Source organism: Geminocystis sp. GBBB08 (assembly GCF_016743215.1).
In the GTDB taxonomy this organism is placed as follows: Bacteria; Cyanobacteriota; Cyanobacteriia; order Cyanobacteriales; family Cyanobacteriaceae; genus Geminocystis.
In genome coordinates, this window is record NZ_VRZC01000089.1 from 1 (window position 1) to 14,864 (window position 14,864).

The window sequence follows — 14,864 nt, forward strand, 5'->3', positions numbered from 1 at the left end:
ATGGTAAATACTGCGATCGTTAATAAGAATCAACATAATAAAAAAACTTATTCCATTAAAGAATTAGTAAAACTGAAGTATATCAACCCAAAGATTTATTAAAAAAATTGGGATTATTTCTCCTGAAATTATGAGTGATATATTGGATTCACTTATGATTAGTGTTGATTATTTCTAAATCTCGATCGAGTTTTAATAGTTTAGAATTATAAGAGAATCTCTATTAAGGGTAAATAGTTATGGTAACAAAACAAAAAATTCAAGAAAAATTAGATAATTTAACACCCGAACAACTTAACCAAGTTTATGGAATTATTGAAGAATTAAGCAATCTTGAAAATGTTGAAAAAAAACCTAATTTGATGTCTAAATTACAGAAAATTTCTATTGATGCACCTGAAGATTTCTCTGTTCAACTTGCTACTCGTTTTGGCAGAGATGTCAGTGAGGACTAAAATTTTTATTGATACTTGGTTTATTGTTGCTTTAATTAATAAACGAGATCAATATCATCAAAAAGCGTTAGCTTTAGCTGAAAAATTTGAAAATTATCCTTTGATTACAACAGATGCAATTTTGTTAGAAGTTGGCAATGGTTTATCAAGTAATTATAGGAATGAAGTAGCTGAATTAATAGAAGAATTTTTGACATCTGATGATGTGGACGTTATTCGTTTGACACCTAAATTATTTGATGAAGCATTAAGGTTATTTAAAAAGCATCAGGATAAATCTTGGGGTTTAGTTGATTGTATCTCTTTTATTGTTATGAGAGAACAGAATGTGACTCAAGCATTAACATTTGATAAACATTTTATTCAAGCCGGTTTTCAGGCTTTAATGAGAGAATAATCAATAGATTTATCCTTTTTATATTTTTAATAATGGAGTTGAGCAATGATCCAATTACATCCTGAATTTATAACTAAAAATGGTAATAAAGAATTTGCAGTTTTACCTTATGAGGAATTTACCAAAATTCAAGATTTATTAGAAGATTTAGAAGATTTGCAAGATTTAAGAAAAGCTAAAAAAGAAGAAGAAAATAGCCCTTCAATTTCTCTAAGTGAAGTTAAAAAAATGCTTAATTTATCATGATTTTTGCTTAATTAAGAGGTGCGATCGCATCTTTTCGGTTTCGTAGGTGCGATCGACTTATTGAGATTTATAGTAATTAAGATATGTTAAAATCCTTGGTTTATTGGATTAGTAGGAAACTTAATGAGTGGTGTTAATTGTCCTATCGACTTGGATACAAGACATATTGCTAAACATTTACCGAATACACCTCAAATGCAAAGACTTTTAAAAAAAGGACTTTCTGCTCATGTTTTTAAAGATATGGAAACTTTAAAAAAAGTAACTCAGGCTATTATTGAGAAAGGTGAATATTTAGGTAAAATCAGAAAATATGAGAGATATGGTTTATATTTTAGTGAAGTAATTGGCTATCGAATAAGTCCAGATGGAACGATACTAAACCTATTTTATGGAGAAATGAAAATCGATGAATACAATAAATACCACGTTATCCCCAGAACAAAACCAAGTAGAAAATGATTGGGAATTTATAGAAGTGTGGATCGATCCAATGTTAAATCCTCCTTATGTACTTTTACTATTAGCAGATTGTGAAGGCAATTTTAATATTTATGATCCAGCTAAAAATTACGAAATAATATTTTCTTGTGATAATTATGAAAGTGCTAAATTATGGTTGTTAGAGGATGAATATGAACCTATTGAGGGGAGATTCTCTTTAGATGTCGTGCTTGTTTAATTGTTATTTTTTGAATTTGAGGAGAATATTTTATGCTACCGATAAAACCAGATTTACAGAAATTAATGATTACCAACGATGAATTAAAACACTTTAATTTCAAGAAACAGGATTTAAAAAAACTTCTTTAATTAGGGGTGATAAAATAGCGACTCTTAGTCAATTTGTTTTCAAAAAAAAGTTAGGTATTTTATCCCTTAATTTGATTGATGGAAAAAATTAATTTAGCTTTGAAGAAATCCCTTAATTTATAAAGTATATATCGATCGCATTTTTTCTGTTTAGTAGGTGCATTAAAACTTTAAAGGTAAACGGCTATTGTAACAAAACAAATAATTCAAGGATTTTAAACTATGATTAGAGAAGGTAAAATGTTTTTCAGTTTCCATTATGTCTTCATCGGGAGTTATTACTTTACAAAATCCAAAGCCTTTTCTTAAATGGGTAGGAGGAAAAACACAGTTAATTAGTCAGATTGATCAATTAATTAATAAAATTATTGATGAAGAAAAGAAAGAATTTACCTATGTTGAGCCATTTGTCGGAGGAGGAGCAATATTATTTCATATTTTAAATCAATTTTATAATATAGAAAATATAGTTATTAATGATGTTAATTATAATTTAATTAATGCTTATAGAGAAATACAAACAAATCATTTAGAATTAATAGATTTATTATTAAATATAGAAACGCAATTCTATACTTTAAAAACTCTTGAAGAAAAGCAGAAGTTTTATTTAGCCAAGAGAGAAATTTTTAACTCTATTAACGATTATTCTACCGAAAAAATAGCTTCATTATTATTTTTGAATAAAACTTGTTTTAATGGACTATATAGAGTTAATAAAAAAGGGAAGTTTAATGTTCCTTTTGGAAAATATAAAAAACCAAATATTTGTAATAAAAATAATTTAATATCTGTTCATCATTATCTGCAAAAAGTAACAATTTTACAAGGAGATTTCCAAGAAACTTTAAATTATGCGACAAGTAATACTCTATTTTATTTAGATCCACCTTATAAACCCATTAATTCAACGTCATCTTTTATGTCATATTCAGAACAAGTTTTTGATGATAACGAACAAATAAGATTAAAAAAATTTTGTGATAAAATCCATAGACAAGGAAATTATTTTATTCTTAGTAACTCTGATGTGAAAAATTATGATAATTCTAATAATTTTTTTGATGAACTTTATCAGGAATATAATATAAAAAGAGTAAAAGCAAGAAGAAATATTAATTCAAAAGGAGATAAAAGGGGCGAAATTTTTGAACTTCTCATCACAAACTTTTAAGTTAATTTTTACCATTAAAATCTAACATTATACAGATTTATTTTTTTACCTTTAATTCTTCACGAATGATTGAGGATTGCTATAGATGATAAAGTTTATTAAAATTGAAAATATTTCATTAAATGATAAGCAAAATCTTGGGTTAAATTTAACCTTTTTTGTACATCAGCGATATGGCGATAATTACCATTCTTTTCTCTATCATTGATAATTTTTTGAGCGATATTTACATCTAAATTGGGAATAGTTATTAACTGATTTAAACTAGCATTATTCGGGTTAACTTTGGCAGGAAAATAAAAACTATCAGCGGAATAATAACCAAAATAAAGAATTGGTTGCCAAGATTGAATTTTTAACACCGATACTCCTAAAGCAGAAGCTAAATCTTCTAAACATAAAAAATGTATGCCTGAATTAGTTATTTCGACTAAACTCCGCGCTTGAGTGATAGAAATTCCGGGTAATCTTAACCAATCATCTACCGAAGCTAAATTAGCATCAATTTTTATCCCTAACTCGGCGGCGATGTTAATTTCTATATCCGATTGAAAACGATAATAAGGATTTGTTTGAATTTTCTTGAGGATAGTTTGACGAGAAATATTCATTTGTTGAGAGACTTTTTTTGCCGATGATAGCCATTTTTGTATTTTCATTGTAGTGTCATGATTTTATTTTTTTGATTTTCTGTTGCAAATTATTACGAAATCATCCAAAAGTTACCATCTTAAGGCACATTAAATAGTAATTTAACCTAATTGTATCAATTTATCGTTATTCGAGGAGTCTTTTAGATTATGTCTATTTCTGAAACTCAAGTTTTCGTAGCTTTATTAATTGCACTTATTCCGGGCATTTTAGCTTTTCGTTTAGCTACTGAACTTTATAAGTAAACAAACTTAAGTATATCATAATGAGAGTAGGAGAATGTAATTAATTATTAATTAACTTCCTACTCTTTTCTTATTACTTTGATTTCGCACTAACGATAAAATATACTCATGACGGTAGGGAATGGGAAATTCTAGCTACCCCCTTTATCTTTCTTCAAAAGGAAAGCAATTACCTCAAAAATTAATTTGGGCTTTTAGTATTTTTGCACTAACGTAAAAGTTTTAGCTTAACAGAAATTAACTATAGAGATAAAAATAATAAATTCAAAAATTTCATCAAAAACTACTGCATAAAATTAATTTTCAAGACTGATATATAAATATTAAGACATTTTTTGATCCGATTTAAGTAAATATATTAGTATTAATATACTAAACATGGTAAAACATAAGCGCATATTATGTAGGCATTAGGTAATTTAAAGCCATAATATTTACTCTCTAAATCGGATTTTTGTTTAAATGTAATTTAGATAACAACATATTAAATAATAATACAATATAATTGAAACTAATGTCAATGAAATAATTTTAATGATCACAATGGGGGATGAAACATCAACTGATAACAAAAATCAAAGCAGTTATATGGATTATTAGGCAAAAATGAAGTTAATCCAGTTAGCAATTTTGTTAGTAATGATGATTTTTGTTCTCAAAATGGTATTAATTGGAAAGAAAATTCAAAAGTTTATGGAGGAGATAAAACAGCAGAAAATAAAGGTAGTTTTCGATTTTGTTTACATGAAAATGATAATTCTCATAATAGATTAGCAAGAATTTTTTTATATGGACATATTATGGGAGAAAATTTCATTAGTTTAAATACTGTTACTTTTACTAGAAGTAAATAATTATCAATCAAATATAAGCTATAAGTAGGTAAGTAGTAGAATTAATTGTGGATTGTATTTTTCCCAAGTCATTGACAAAAATGGGTTTAAACTCATTGCCTATATATTTATTTTCGGGGTTGCTGAAATCTTGTGATTATTTCTCGCTCATGACGCAAAGACGTAAAGATATTAGACTTCTTGCACCAAGTCTTGGCAAGAGGCAAGAAGCAACAGTGAAGAAATAAAAAAAATTCTCTTAATAAATCATATTTTGATAAAATTTTTAAGGGTATTAAAATTCACATATAACAGGAGCATGATCACTAGGTTGAGTTAATTTTCTAGGATTAATATCAATATAACAGTTAATCGCTTTTTTATATAGTTTATCAGTTAAATAAATATGATCAATTCGCCAACCTCTATTTTTAGAAAACACTCCTTGACGATAATCCCACCAACTATAATAATCACCATTTTCTGTAAATTTACGAAAAATATCTGTCAATCCTAAACTTAAAATTTGTTTTAAAGCATCTCTTTCTACTGTGGAAGCCATGATATGATTTTCTTTTCCTTTAGGCTGATAAATATCTCTATCTTCTAAGGCAATATTAAAATCTCCACAGACTAATAATTCTTCTGAATATTTATGTTTAATCCTAGTTAAATATTGTTTTAATATCTCTAACCATTTTAATTTATACTCATACTTTTCGGAGCCTAAAGAGTTACCATTGGGCACATAAAGATTAACTATTCTCATATTATTAATAACACCACTAATTACCCTTTTTTGTTCGTCAAAGTTATTAACAATATTTGCTGATAAAATTTCGGAAAAACCATATTTAATATCTTTTAAAGGTTGAAGGCTAAAAATAGCAACTCCGTTATAGGCTTTTTGTCCATAAATATAGGTATAATAACCAATATCAGTGAAAAAATCTACTGGAAAATCATTATCAATAACCTTTGTTTCTTGTAAGCAAATTACATCAATATTATTATCAATTAACCATTGTTTTACTTGTTCTTTTCTAGTGCGAATTGAGTTAACATTCCATGTAGCTATTTTCATTAAGAGATTAATAATTAATTTTTGATCAATAAATTAAGTTTAAAATAAAATAAGTTCGTAGTAAAGGCTTTAGACTTTTAACCCCAGTATTATATAAGGTTTTAATATTATGCTTCGTTATGCTTATTTCCCTGGATGTGTCGCTCAAGGTGCTTGTAAAGAGTTACATTTATCGACTACTGCTATTAGTCAGGCGTTAGGAATTGAATTAATTGAATTAAAAAAAGCTGCTTGTTGTGGTTCTGGAACTTACAAAGAAGACTCTCAACTATTAGAAGACACCGTTAATGCGCTCAACATTGCCTTAGCAGAATCTTTAAATTTACCCCTTTTAACTCACTGTAGCACTTGGCAAGGGGTAATTGGTCATGTAGATGAAAGATTGAAAGACGCACAAGAAAATAACCCTGATTATTTAGATAAAGTTAACGGTTTTTTAGTCAAGGAAAATTGCTCACCTTATCAAGGCACAACAGAAGTAAAACATATTTTATGGGCATTAGTAGGAGATTATGGATTAGAGGCATTAAAAGCAAAAGTAATTAAGCCGTTAACAGGTTTAAAATGTGCTTCTTTTTACGGTTGTTATTTATTACGCACTCAAAAAAATTTACCCTTTGATAATCCTTTGAATCCTCAATCCTTAGAAAGTATTTTTACTGCTGTAGGTGCAACTCCTGTTTATTATCAAGGTAGGAGTAAATGTTGTGGTTGGCCATTGTCCAGTTATGCCACACAACAATCTTTTCAAATGGCGGGAAACAATTTATTAGATGCTATCAATAACGGTGCTGATTGTATCGTAACACCTTGCCCTCTTTGTCATCTTAATTTAGATTCTCGACAACCAGAAGTTGCTAAAGTTATCAAGGAAAAATTAGATATTCCTATTCTACATTTACCACAATTAGTGGGTTTAGCATTAGGAATTAAGCCACAAAAATTAGGTTTAAATCATCATGTTGTTTCTACTCAAAAAATTCTTAATAAATTAGCAATCAGTAATCAGTAATCAGTAATCAGCTTGTTTATTGTTAATTATTTATACCTCGATTGAACACAATTATCTATTACAATTTTTGATTTAATGGTGAAACTCATTAATTTACCATTAACTTTTCTTTCATCACTCTACCATTGGATAGATTATGGAGATGGTTTTGTGGTTGATGATTTCGGGAAACAAAATTTTCTTGATATTGATGATTTTGATTTTGATGTTGGAATATTTCTAAATTAAAACGATAACCAACGTTGCGCACTGTTTGAATTAAGTTAGGTTGTCGAGGATCAAGTTCAATTTTCTTCCTTAATGATAACACATGAGTATCAATAGTTCTTTGATTTTCGATAGCCTCTGGCCATGCTCTACGCAATAATTCAGAACGACTTAAAGGAGTGCCTTGAGCTTGACTTAAAACATATAATAAACTAAACTCTTGGGGAGTAAGATCGATAAATTCTCCTCGAAATTCTACCCTTCTTTGTACTAAATCAATTTTTAAGTCTCCAAAATCTAAAATAAGAGGTACATTATTGACACGAAAACGTCTTAATAAAGATTCTACTCTTCCTAAAAATTCCTGCATTCCAAAGGGTTTTTTTAAGTAATCATCCGCCCCAGCTTTTAAACCTCTAACCACGTCTTTTTCTGTTATTCTTGCGGATAACATTAAGATTAAGGTTTGATGTGATTGATATAACCATTGACAAAATTCTATACCATCACCATCGGGCAAATCTGAGTCTAAAATAACTAAAGTAGGTGGATGAGTCATGAAACTATTTCTTGCTTGTTGAATAGTACCATATTGATGGGTGATGTATCCCACTTGTTGTAAATGCCATCCTAACAGCGATCGCAAATTAGAATTACCTTCAATTATAGATATATAAATCACTTGCTTGAGCACCAATATCTTGAATCTTTAATACCTAAGCATAACCAATCAATTGTCAAGAAACTGTTACATACAATACTTATAATTATATTGGTATCGATGGTGGAAAAGAATTTTTGATTAGGGAGATAATCATTATTGTTGAAAATGAATGTAATAATACTAAAAATATACTAGAAGATAGCTTTTTAAGATACTAAAAAATGATTCCGGTGATTTTTTCAGAGAATAAGAAAATAAAATAGCCCCGTTGTATCAAGTTAATCTTTTCAGTATGACTTAATGATGATTCATCCTAATTCTTAATTAATATCCCATAAACTACATATCATGTTTAATATTTTAAAACTTTTCCCCGCATATTTAGTCATAGTAACTCTAATTTTTGTTATTTTACCAACTTTGACGATCGCCTCAATGCGGATTTCTTTATATCAACATTTAAGAGATTTAGAGAAAAAAACTAGAAGATTAGTTAATAGTGAAAGTGAAGGAATACAACCAAAATTTATTAATTTATTACAACAAAAATTTACGAAGGCTAGTCAGCAGATTGAAAATGTAAACACTATTGCTTTAATTGATGGGATTTATTACCAAGAAACCTTTGATTTTTTAAATTTTAAAATTCGTTGTGAGGAAGGAGAATATATCACGAAAACTTTACCAAATTTACTTCTTGCTTTTGGTTTATTAGGAACTTTTTTAGGCATTACTACTAATTTATATAGTATCAGTCAAATTATCAATCAAGGGAGTGGAGATATTGGAAATTTAACCAGTCAATTAGAAAGCCCGTTACAAAGTATGGGTATCGCTTTTATTACCAGTTTAATCGCCTTAACTTGTAGCTTAATTTTGACGGTAAATAACTTAAAACATAATATCACTTTAGAGAAAAATTCTTTACTTAATAACCTAGAAGACTATCTGGATAATATTTATAAACCTCTAGTTGAAGGAGATACTAGACTTATTAAAGCAATTAATAGAATGGTGGATAAACAGACAGAATTTTTAACAAGATTTCATGAAAATGTGGGGCAAGTTTTAGAGCAAACTTTTAAACAAGCGGCGGATAAAATTGCCAAGGAAAATGAAAAATCTCAACAATTAGCTTATCAAGTTTATCAAAGTTTATTAGATGCTTCTAGTGCAATTAATACTGGGGCAAATATTTTTAACAAATCTATAGTTAATTTAGATAATCAAGTACAAAATTTGCAAAGAATGATGCCTATTTTAAGAACTAATATGGAAAGTTTTGATAAAAGTTGTAATTTAATGTTAAAGGCATCTAGTAAAATTGAAGCCAGTAAATTTAGCGAAAATTTAGAAAAAATTACTGTTGATTTAGCAAAAACAGAAAAAAATTTTACCGAAGCTACAAAATTATTAGCTAATGCTACTTTAGCAATGGCAAATCATAATGAAAAAGCCACTACTTTAGCTCAAAAAGTTTATGAAGAATTTAAAAAAGCTAGTCAAAGTTTGCAAGAAAGTGCTGCGTTATTTGCTGATTCTGCGACTTCTATTAAAGAAAGTAATTTTAATCAAAATTTAGTTAGTGCTAGTACTAATTTAGTAACGATTCAACAACTATTGTTAGAAACTATTAAAACTCTTAATGAAATAATTAAACCCATTACAATTAATGTAAAAACTTTAGAATTATCTACTGATAAAATGGTACAATTAGCTAAAAATGTCCATCAAATTCAATCTAATATTGAGAATATAAATACTCGTTATTTAGATATGAGTAATCTGAGTAAAGAAATACTATTAAAACAAGGAGAAATTTGGAATGACACGAGAAAAAATTTAACTAATTCAGTGCAAACAATTAACGAAATAAAAACAAGTTTACCAGAGACAATGTTTGCAATAGAAAGTAATCAAAAATATATTTTATTAACTTTAGATAATTTAATGAATCGGTTAGAGAATAATATTATTATAGAGTTAAAAAATATTAATCAGAATTTAGCATATTTAAGAAATAATTAATCTTTTTTCTTTTAATTTGATGTATAGCAATCCTCTGTGAGTTGTGAGATTTTGAGAGGTATTAGCTATCAGCTTTCAGTGGTCAGCTTTAAGGTATAGTAAGATTTACAGATTTATTTTGTTATCTTTAATTCTTCACGAAATGATTTAAAATAGCTATATATATAAACTAAGAATAAATTAATTATAAACAGGAAGAGTAAACCGAAAACAACTGCCTTGATTGCCGTTATTGTCAACCCAAATTTGTCCATAATGAGCTGTAATTATTTGACGACAAAGGTTTAAACCAATACCATAGCCATCTTTTTTTTCGTCTCTTTTTAAACGAAAATGTCCATCAAAAATACGTTGTTTTTTGTTATCAGGAATACCAAGACCAACATCAATAATACTAACTTCTACTTTTTGGCTAGTTTTGTGAATAATAGACAGAATAATTGGAGCATTTAAAGGACTATATTTAATGGCATTTTCTAGCAGATTTATAATTACTTGACTAAGTAATTTTTTGTCGGCATAAACAAAAGGTAAATCTTGGGGAATTTTTCTGACAATATATTGATTTTTTTCTGTTAACTTAGTCTCTAAATTATTAATAATATCATCAGAAATTTTAGCTAAATTCACTTTACTAGGGATGATATTTAATTGACTATTCATATGTTTAGATGATTTCAGCAAATCAGTAATCATCTTATTAATAATTGAAAATTGAGTTTTAGCGTGTTGAAATAATTTATTAAATAATTGCTCATTATTATGATAATCAGATTTATTTTTGATTATTTCTAAGGTTTCCACAGCAATAGAAGCAGCCGTCAAAGGGCTTCTTAAATCGTGGGCTAACATTGCTAACATTTGATCCTTGAATTGTATTTGTTGTTTTAATTGTTCTATTTCTTGTTTTAATTGAAATATCTCATCTCTTAAATGAATTAATTCTGCTGAAGGTAAGCAGGTTTGCAATAAAGTATCCTCATCAGAATATTCCCTAAAAATACCTTCATTTTCTTGTAATTAAGTTTGCCATTTATACCAATATTTTTGTAATTGTGCCGTTAAATTACTTCCAGCTAAAGTTTGTTGTGGGAGAGGATTTATTTTTACTAATGCTGGAGTTGCTACTAATTTAAAATACTCAACTAAATGGGGATGTTTACTGATTTCTAATATTTCTAATTGAAAATAATAATCTGCGGTTAAATTTTTTAAATAGGCTTTAATTTCTTCAATATTTTTTTGCGAACTATTCCGATTGTCAACAAATAATAACAATTGAAGTGTGCTATTTTTGGAGATATTAATTTTATTTTGTAAAAAATCTGATTCATTTTCCAATGGGTGCATAATCAACCCTCACAATCAAGGAATAATAGCCAATATATGCTATCTTACATTAATTTTGCTCAAAATAAACAATCTATAATTAGGTAAAGGTAAAATATTATTATATTTTTACCAACGGCAATAAGGAAGGGTAATAGATAATATAGCAATCCGTTTAGGATTTGTAAACAATCAAAGACTATCAAAAATCAGTCTAAATCTTTGTTAATAAAAGACAAAAGACAAATAACAAATGACAAAATATTTAATTTACCACAACCTACTTTCCAATTGCTATAGAGAAAACCTCAACGTAAAAGTTATTTAAAATAGATGTTTGGAAAAATTATAATTATTATTTTTCTTCTGTTATTAACAGTTGATTAATTAACTCATTAATATCCTTAACAGGATGAATAATAACACCTAATTTTTTAGCAACTTCAGCAACGGTAATATCATCTAAAAATTTTTGTTCATCATGTTTTAACATTACCGAAGGTAGTAAAACTTCTGAAGCTAAATCCTGTCGATTAGATAAATGAAAAAGTAAATCTTCTCCAGTTAATAAGCCAGTTACTGTAATTTCTTGCCCCCAATATTGACTATTTAAAGCGATTAAATTAACCTCTAAATTTTTAACTTGATTAAGTCGATTAACTAAGGGTTGAAAAGCAGTTTCTACAGCGTTACCGACAATCCATGTAATTTTTTTTGAGGATGATATTTTTAAGGGTAATTTATCATTAGCAATAGCTTGAAATTCTTTAATAAATTGACGAATTGAGCCTACACCGTTACCAATTTGAGGATAATCTTCATAGTGAGATTCTGGGGGTAATTCCGATTGTGCAATTAAAAACCATTCATCAGCTAACCATGCAAAAGTTGAACCTGATTTTTCTTTAAATTTTATCTGTAATTGTTGTACTTGGCCAATAACTTCTAAGGCTTTTTCACGGGTAACGGGAATTAACTCATCTTTGTCAGGACGAAATTTCGTTAAGCCTACAGGCACAACGGCTGCACTAATCACCGCTGGTATATCGCCGTTATGAAAAGAGAATAAGTCTAGTAAAGTATTTTCAAGATTTTTACCATCATTTATATTAGGACAAACTACCACTTGAGCGTGAATTTGTAAACGTTTTTCTTCAAACCATGCTAACTGTTTCTTAATTTCTCCCGCACGATTATTTTTAAGTAAGCGACTTCTAATTGTTGCGTCAGTAGCATGAATAGAGACATAAAGAGGGGATAATCGCATTTGTTCAATTCTAGTCCATTCTTTTGGTGTTAAATTAGTTAAAGTTAAATAACTACCATAAAGAAAACTAAGGCGATAATCATCATCTTTGAGGTAAAGTGTATCTCTTTTACCTGAAGGTTGTTGATCAATAAAACAAAAAGGACATTTATTGTTACACTGAATTAAGCCGTCAAAAAGTGCTGTTTCAAATTCTAAACCTAAATCTTCATCATAGTCTTTTTCTATTTCTAAAAGATGCTTTTTCCCCCATTTATCGACTATTTCTAATTCTAAAAATTCATCGGCACATAAAAATTGATAATCGATTAAATCTCTGGGAGGCATTCCATTAATAGTAACCAGAGAATCTCCTATGTCAAAACCCATTTCGGCAGCGATAGAATCGGGAATAATGCGACTAATTTTTGCAGGTTTCATGTTTTAATATTTTTAGATCAATTTTTAGACTTATGAGGTAAAAATTAATAAATTTAAGGAATAGGTAATAGGCAATGAAAAAATGCAACTTATAATAATGAAAACTCAATATTTGATTTAATTAACAAATTGAATAATTAAGGATTTTTTTCCTAATAGCTAATACCTAATACTGTTTTAATAAATAATTTATCATACTTAAAGTATAATAGCTTCAATTTTTTGTGTTTAAGTTTAAGATTGAATTAGATATTTTTGTTGTTGATGATAATGATTCAGTCGTTTTTGATATTGCCAATAAGGATTAAGAAGTATTAATAGTAAAGGTAAACCAGCTGTTGATATTAGAAATAATAATAAAGAATTACCATTAGGAAAATTAAAATTAATACCTAAAGTAATACCTAAAATAGCAGTTAGTAAAGCTAGTATGATAGTAGTTATTTGAGGACAATTTTTCTCTCGATAAAACTTAATCATCATTCCGGCAAAACAACTCACGATGAAACCAACGATAAAGCCCATAATTAAATCTACATCTGTGCCTAAACCCATCAAGCCAACAATTATGATAAGTGAAGTAATACTGCCTACAGCTTTTACAAACCAATCTATTTTAGAAAAACTAGCACCATATCCGCCAATACTACCAATTAAGAAACCAAAAATTAAGGTTAACCAATTAATTAAATAAGGAGTAAAACTTATCATCACTCCACTTAACCAACCACCTATTAATGCTATAACAAAAAGAACAATTAAAGAGCTATAAATTAGGTTTTTACTTTTGATAGTTGCTGTTTTGATTCGCAAAGGTAAAACGTGATTTTGCGCCGATGAATTAGCTTTAATAATTAATTTTCGTTTATAGATTTTTCCTGCTTTTAATTTATTAGTATCTATAGTTATTTGACAATTAATTTTATTTTCTTTAAATTGAGAAGGCTTAAACGTAATCCAAGGGTGAAGATTATCGACACTAACATCATATTTTGATGGTGCAACTTCCCATTTTCCTTCTAAATTGGTATCGGTAATGAGATTACTAATCATGATAGTTTGAGTTATTATTTCTCCATAATCATTACTTTTTAAATCTAGTGAATTAGGGGTAAATTTAATATCCGGTAAACGATTAATATCGATATTATCAATAATAGTTAAAGCACTGGTAGCATCGGGATAGCGATGTTGAGGATTAATAGCCACAATATTTTCTAGCCATTCAATCCATGTTAAACTCATTTGATTAGAAATTAGTCCTAATAAATTAAATGCTCCATCTTGCCCAATTAAACTATTAATTTTATCACTTGGTGTATTGGTAACTAAACAAGATAAAGTTACGCCTAAGCTGTAAACATCACTATTTTTTGTTAGTTTTCTTCCTCGTTTTTCTTCTGGAGGAATGAAGCCTTTACTTTTATTCATTATCGAATAAAAAGGACAATTTATCATACCCAATTGTGCAAAACCAAAATTAATTAAATAAACCTGAAAATCACTATCAATCAATAAATTTTCTGGGCGAATTTGGTGATGAAAAATAGGAAAACTTTGTGTTTGTAGATAAACTAAAATATTCAGAGTAGATATAGCAATTTTTTTAATTTCTTCTAATGTATATTGATTGATGGAAAAAAGGGATTTAATAGCCGTTGGATATTCTTGTATTAAACAAAAGCCTTTTTCTGTTTTAAAATAATCTAAATGATGAGGAATACCCTGATGATTTAAAGATTGTAATAACTCTAATATTGTCTGATAATCAGTATTTATATCACCAATGGTTAAAGATGAAGGAAAAATTAAATTCGTTAAAATCACCGTTTGACTATTGAGATTATTTTCAGCGAGATAGTTAATATATATACCTTCATCGTGTCGACTTATTTCATTTATAATTTTATAATTTTCTAAGGATTTTAATTTTTGAGTATTATTCATATTTTATATGTTATTCTAAGTATCAAAGGAATTGATAACAGGAGATAAATAGGTGTGCAAAATTAAGGTATTTTAATAATTGTAGTTGTCAA

14 protein-coding genes and 1 pseudogene are annotated in these 14,864 nt (G+C 28.0%); 9 read left to right on the forward strand and 6 right to left on the reverse strand.

Annotated features, from left to right (window positions below):
* Nucleotides 1–239: 239 nt before the first annotated feature.
* The 6 genes from FWJ34_RS12050 to FWJ34_RS12075 all read left to right on the forward strand — a co-directional run bounded on the left by FWJ34_RS12050 (nt 240) and on the right by FWJ34_RS12075 (nt 3,085).
* Nucleotides 240–455: a hypothetical protein gene (locus FWJ34_RS12050; RefSeq protein WP_308255569.1), complete on the forward strand. Its 216-nt coding sequence runs from the start codon at nt 240–242 to the stop codon at nt 453–455.
* Nucleotides 445–852, forward strand: a complete 408-nt coding sequence (locus tag FWJ34_RS12055) for a type II toxin-antitoxin system VapC family toxin (protein ID WP_396231895.1) — start codon at nt 445–447, stop codon at nt 850–852. The genes FWJ34_RS12050 and FWJ34_RS12055 overlap by 11 nt, the downstream gene beginning before the upstream one ends.
* A gap of 45 nt (nt 853–897) precedes the next feature.
* Complete coding sequence (locus tag FWJ34_RS12060; protein WP_308255571.1) at nt 898–1,098, forward strand: type II toxin-antitoxin system Phd/YefM family antitoxin; 201 nt, start codon at nt 898–900, stop codon at nt 1,096–1,098.
* Between the two features lie 123 nt (nt 1,099–1,221).
* On the forward strand, nt 1,222–1,560 hold the full coding sequence (locus tag FWJ34_RS12065; protein ID WP_308255572.1) for a DUF6972 family protein: 339 nt from the start codon (nt 1,222–1,224) through the stop codon (nt 1,558–1,560).
* The gene (locus tag FWJ34_RS12070; RefSeq protein ID WP_308255573.1) at nt 1,508–1,780 is read left to right on the forward strand and encodes a hypothetical protein; all 273 of its coding nucleotides are present in this window, start codon (nt 1,508–1,510) and stop codon (nt 1,778–1,780) included. Before FWJ34_RS12065 ends, FWJ34_RS12070 begins: the two co-directional genes overlap by 53 nt.
* 390 nt (nt 1,781–2,170) lie before the next feature.
* Entirely contained in the window at nt 2,171–3,085 is a 915-nt protein-coding gene (locus tag FWJ34_RS12075) for a DNA adenine methylase (protein WP_308255574.1), read from the forward strand.
* A 98-nt stretch (nt 3,086–3,183) separates the two neighbouring features.
* Here the strand turns inward: FWJ34_RS12075 and FWJ34_RS12080 are convergent, their stop codons facing one another.
* The gene (locus FWJ34_RS12080) at nt 3,184–3,696 is read right to left on the reverse strand and encodes a ComEA family DNA-binding protein (RefSeq protein ID WP_308255582.1); all 513 of its coding nucleotides are present in this window, start codon (nt 3,694–3,696) and stop codon (nt 3,184–3,186) included.
* A 189-nt stretch (nt 3,697–3,885) separates the two neighbouring features.
* Here FWJ34_RS12080 and psaM point away from each other — a divergent pair, with 189 nt between their 5' ends.
* Complete coding sequence (gene psaM, locus FWJ34_RS12085) at nt 3,886–3,981, forward strand: photosystem I reaction center subunit XII (protein WP_308255575.1); 96 nt, start codon at nt 3,886–3,888, stop codon at nt 3,979–3,981.
* A 1,128-nt stretch (nt 3,982–5,109) separates the two neighbouring features.
* Here psaM and xth read toward each other — a convergent pair.
* Nucleotides 5,110–5,898, reverse strand: a complete 789-nt coding sequence (xth, locus tag FWJ34_RS12090; RefSeq protein ID WP_308255576.1) for an exodeoxyribonuclease III — start codon at nt 5,896–5,898, stop codon at nt 5,110–5,112.
* 109 nt (nt 5,899–6,007) lie between these two features.
* On the opposite strand from xth, the gene FWJ34_RS12095 reads away from it, so the two are divergent.
* Nucleotides 6,008–6,910, forward strand: coding sequence for a CoB--CoM heterodisulfide reductase iron-sulfur subunit B family protein (locus FWJ34_RS12095; protein WP_308255577.1), 903 nt, complete (start codon nt 6,008–6,010; stop codon nt 6,908–6,910).
* Between the two features lie 88 nt (nt 6,911–6,998).
* On the opposite strand, the gene FWJ34_RS12100 is transcribed toward FWJ34_RS12095, so the two are convergent.
* Nucleotides 6,999–7,799: a response regulator transcription factor gene (locus FWJ34_RS12100; RefSeq protein WP_308255578.1), complete on the reverse strand. Its 801-nt coding sequence runs from the start codon at nt 7,797–7,799 to the stop codon at nt 6,999–7,001.
* Nucleotides 7,800–8,129: 330 nt separating this feature from the next.
* Between FWJ34_RS12100 and FWJ34_RS12105 the strand changes: the two genes are divergently transcribed.
* The gene (locus FWJ34_RS12105) at nt 8,130–9,809 is read left to right on the forward strand and encodes a hypothetical protein (RefSeq protein ID WP_308255579.1); all 1,680 of its coding nucleotides are present in this window, start codon (nt 8,130–8,132) and stop codon (nt 9,807–9,809) included.
* Nucleotides 9,810–9,989: 180 nt separating this feature from the next.
* On the opposite strand, the pseudogene FWJ34_RS12110 reads toward FWJ34_RS12105, so the two are convergent.
* The 3 genes and pseudogenes from FWJ34_RS12110 to FWJ34_RS12120 form a co-directional block, all read right to left on the reverse strand.
* Nucleotides 9,990–11,159 (reverse strand): annotated as a pseudogene (locus FWJ34_RS12110) (histidine kinase).
* Between the two features lie 334 nt (nt 11,160–11,493).
* Entirely contained in the window at nt 11,494–12,825 is a 1,332-nt protein-coding gene (locus FWJ34_RS12115) for a TIGR03279 family radical SAM protein (protein WP_308255580.1), read from the reverse strand.
* 234 nt (nt 12,826–13,059) lie between these two features.
* Complete coding sequence (locus tag FWJ34_RS12120) at nt 13,060–14,772, reverse strand: protein kinase family protein (protein WP_308255581.1); 1,713 nt, start codon at nt 14,770–14,772, stop codon at nt 13,060–13,062.
* Nucleotides 14,773–14,864 lie beyond the last annotated feature (92 nt).

What these genes read in the sequence shown, in the direction of transcription:
- FWJ34_RS12060 (WP_308255571.1), top strand. Translation starts at nt 898, where the DNA reads ATGATCCAATTACATCCTGAATTTATAACTAAAAATGGTAATAAAGAA.
- FWJ34_RS12080 (WP_308255582.1), bottom strand. Translation starts at nt 3,696, where the DNA reads ATGAATATTTCTCGTCAAACTATCCTCAAGAAAATTCAAACAAATCCT.
- FWJ34_RS12050 (WP_308255569.1), top strand. Translation starts at nt 240, where the DNA reads ATGGTAACAAAACAAAAAATTCAAGAAAAATTAGATAATTTAACACCC.
- FWJ34_RS12105 (WP_308255579.1), top strand. Translation starts at nt 8,130, where the DNA reads ATGTTTAATATTTTAAAACTTTTCCCCGCATATTTAGTCATAGTAACT.
- FWJ34_RS12075 (WP_308255574.1), top strand. Translation starts at nt 2,171, where the DNA reads ATGTCTTCATCGGGAGTTATTACTTTACAAAATCCAAAGCCTTTTCTT.
- xth (WP_308255576.1), bottom strand. Translation starts at nt 5,898, where the DNA reads ATGAAAATAGCTACATGGAATGTTAACTCAATTCGCACTAGAAAAGAA.
- FWJ34_RS12095 (WP_308255577.1), top strand. Translation starts at nt 6,008, where the DNA reads ATGCTTCGTTATGCTTATTTCCCTGGATGTGTCGCTCAAGGTGCTTGT.
- FWJ34_RS12115 (WP_308255580.1), bottom strand. Translation starts at nt 12,825, where the DNA reads ATGAAACCTGCAAAAATTAGTCGCATTATTCCCGATTCTATCGCTGCC.
- FWJ34_RS12070 (WP_308255573.1), top strand. Translation starts at nt 1,508, where the DNA reads ATGAATACAATAAATACCACGTTATCCCCAGAACAAAACCAAGTAGAA.
- FWJ34_RS12065 (WP_308255572.1), top strand. Translation starts at nt 1,222, where the DNA reads ATGAGTGGTGTTAATTGTCCTATCGACTTGGATACAAGACATATTGCT.
- psaM (WP_308255575.1), top strand. Translation starts at nt 3,886, where the DNA reads ATGTCTATTTCTGAAACTCAAGTTTTCGTAGCTTTATTAATTGCACTT.
- FWJ34_RS12120 (WP_308255581.1), bottom strand. Translation starts at nt 14,772, where the DNA reads ATGAATAATACTCAAAAATTAAAATCCTTAGAAAATTATAAAATTATA.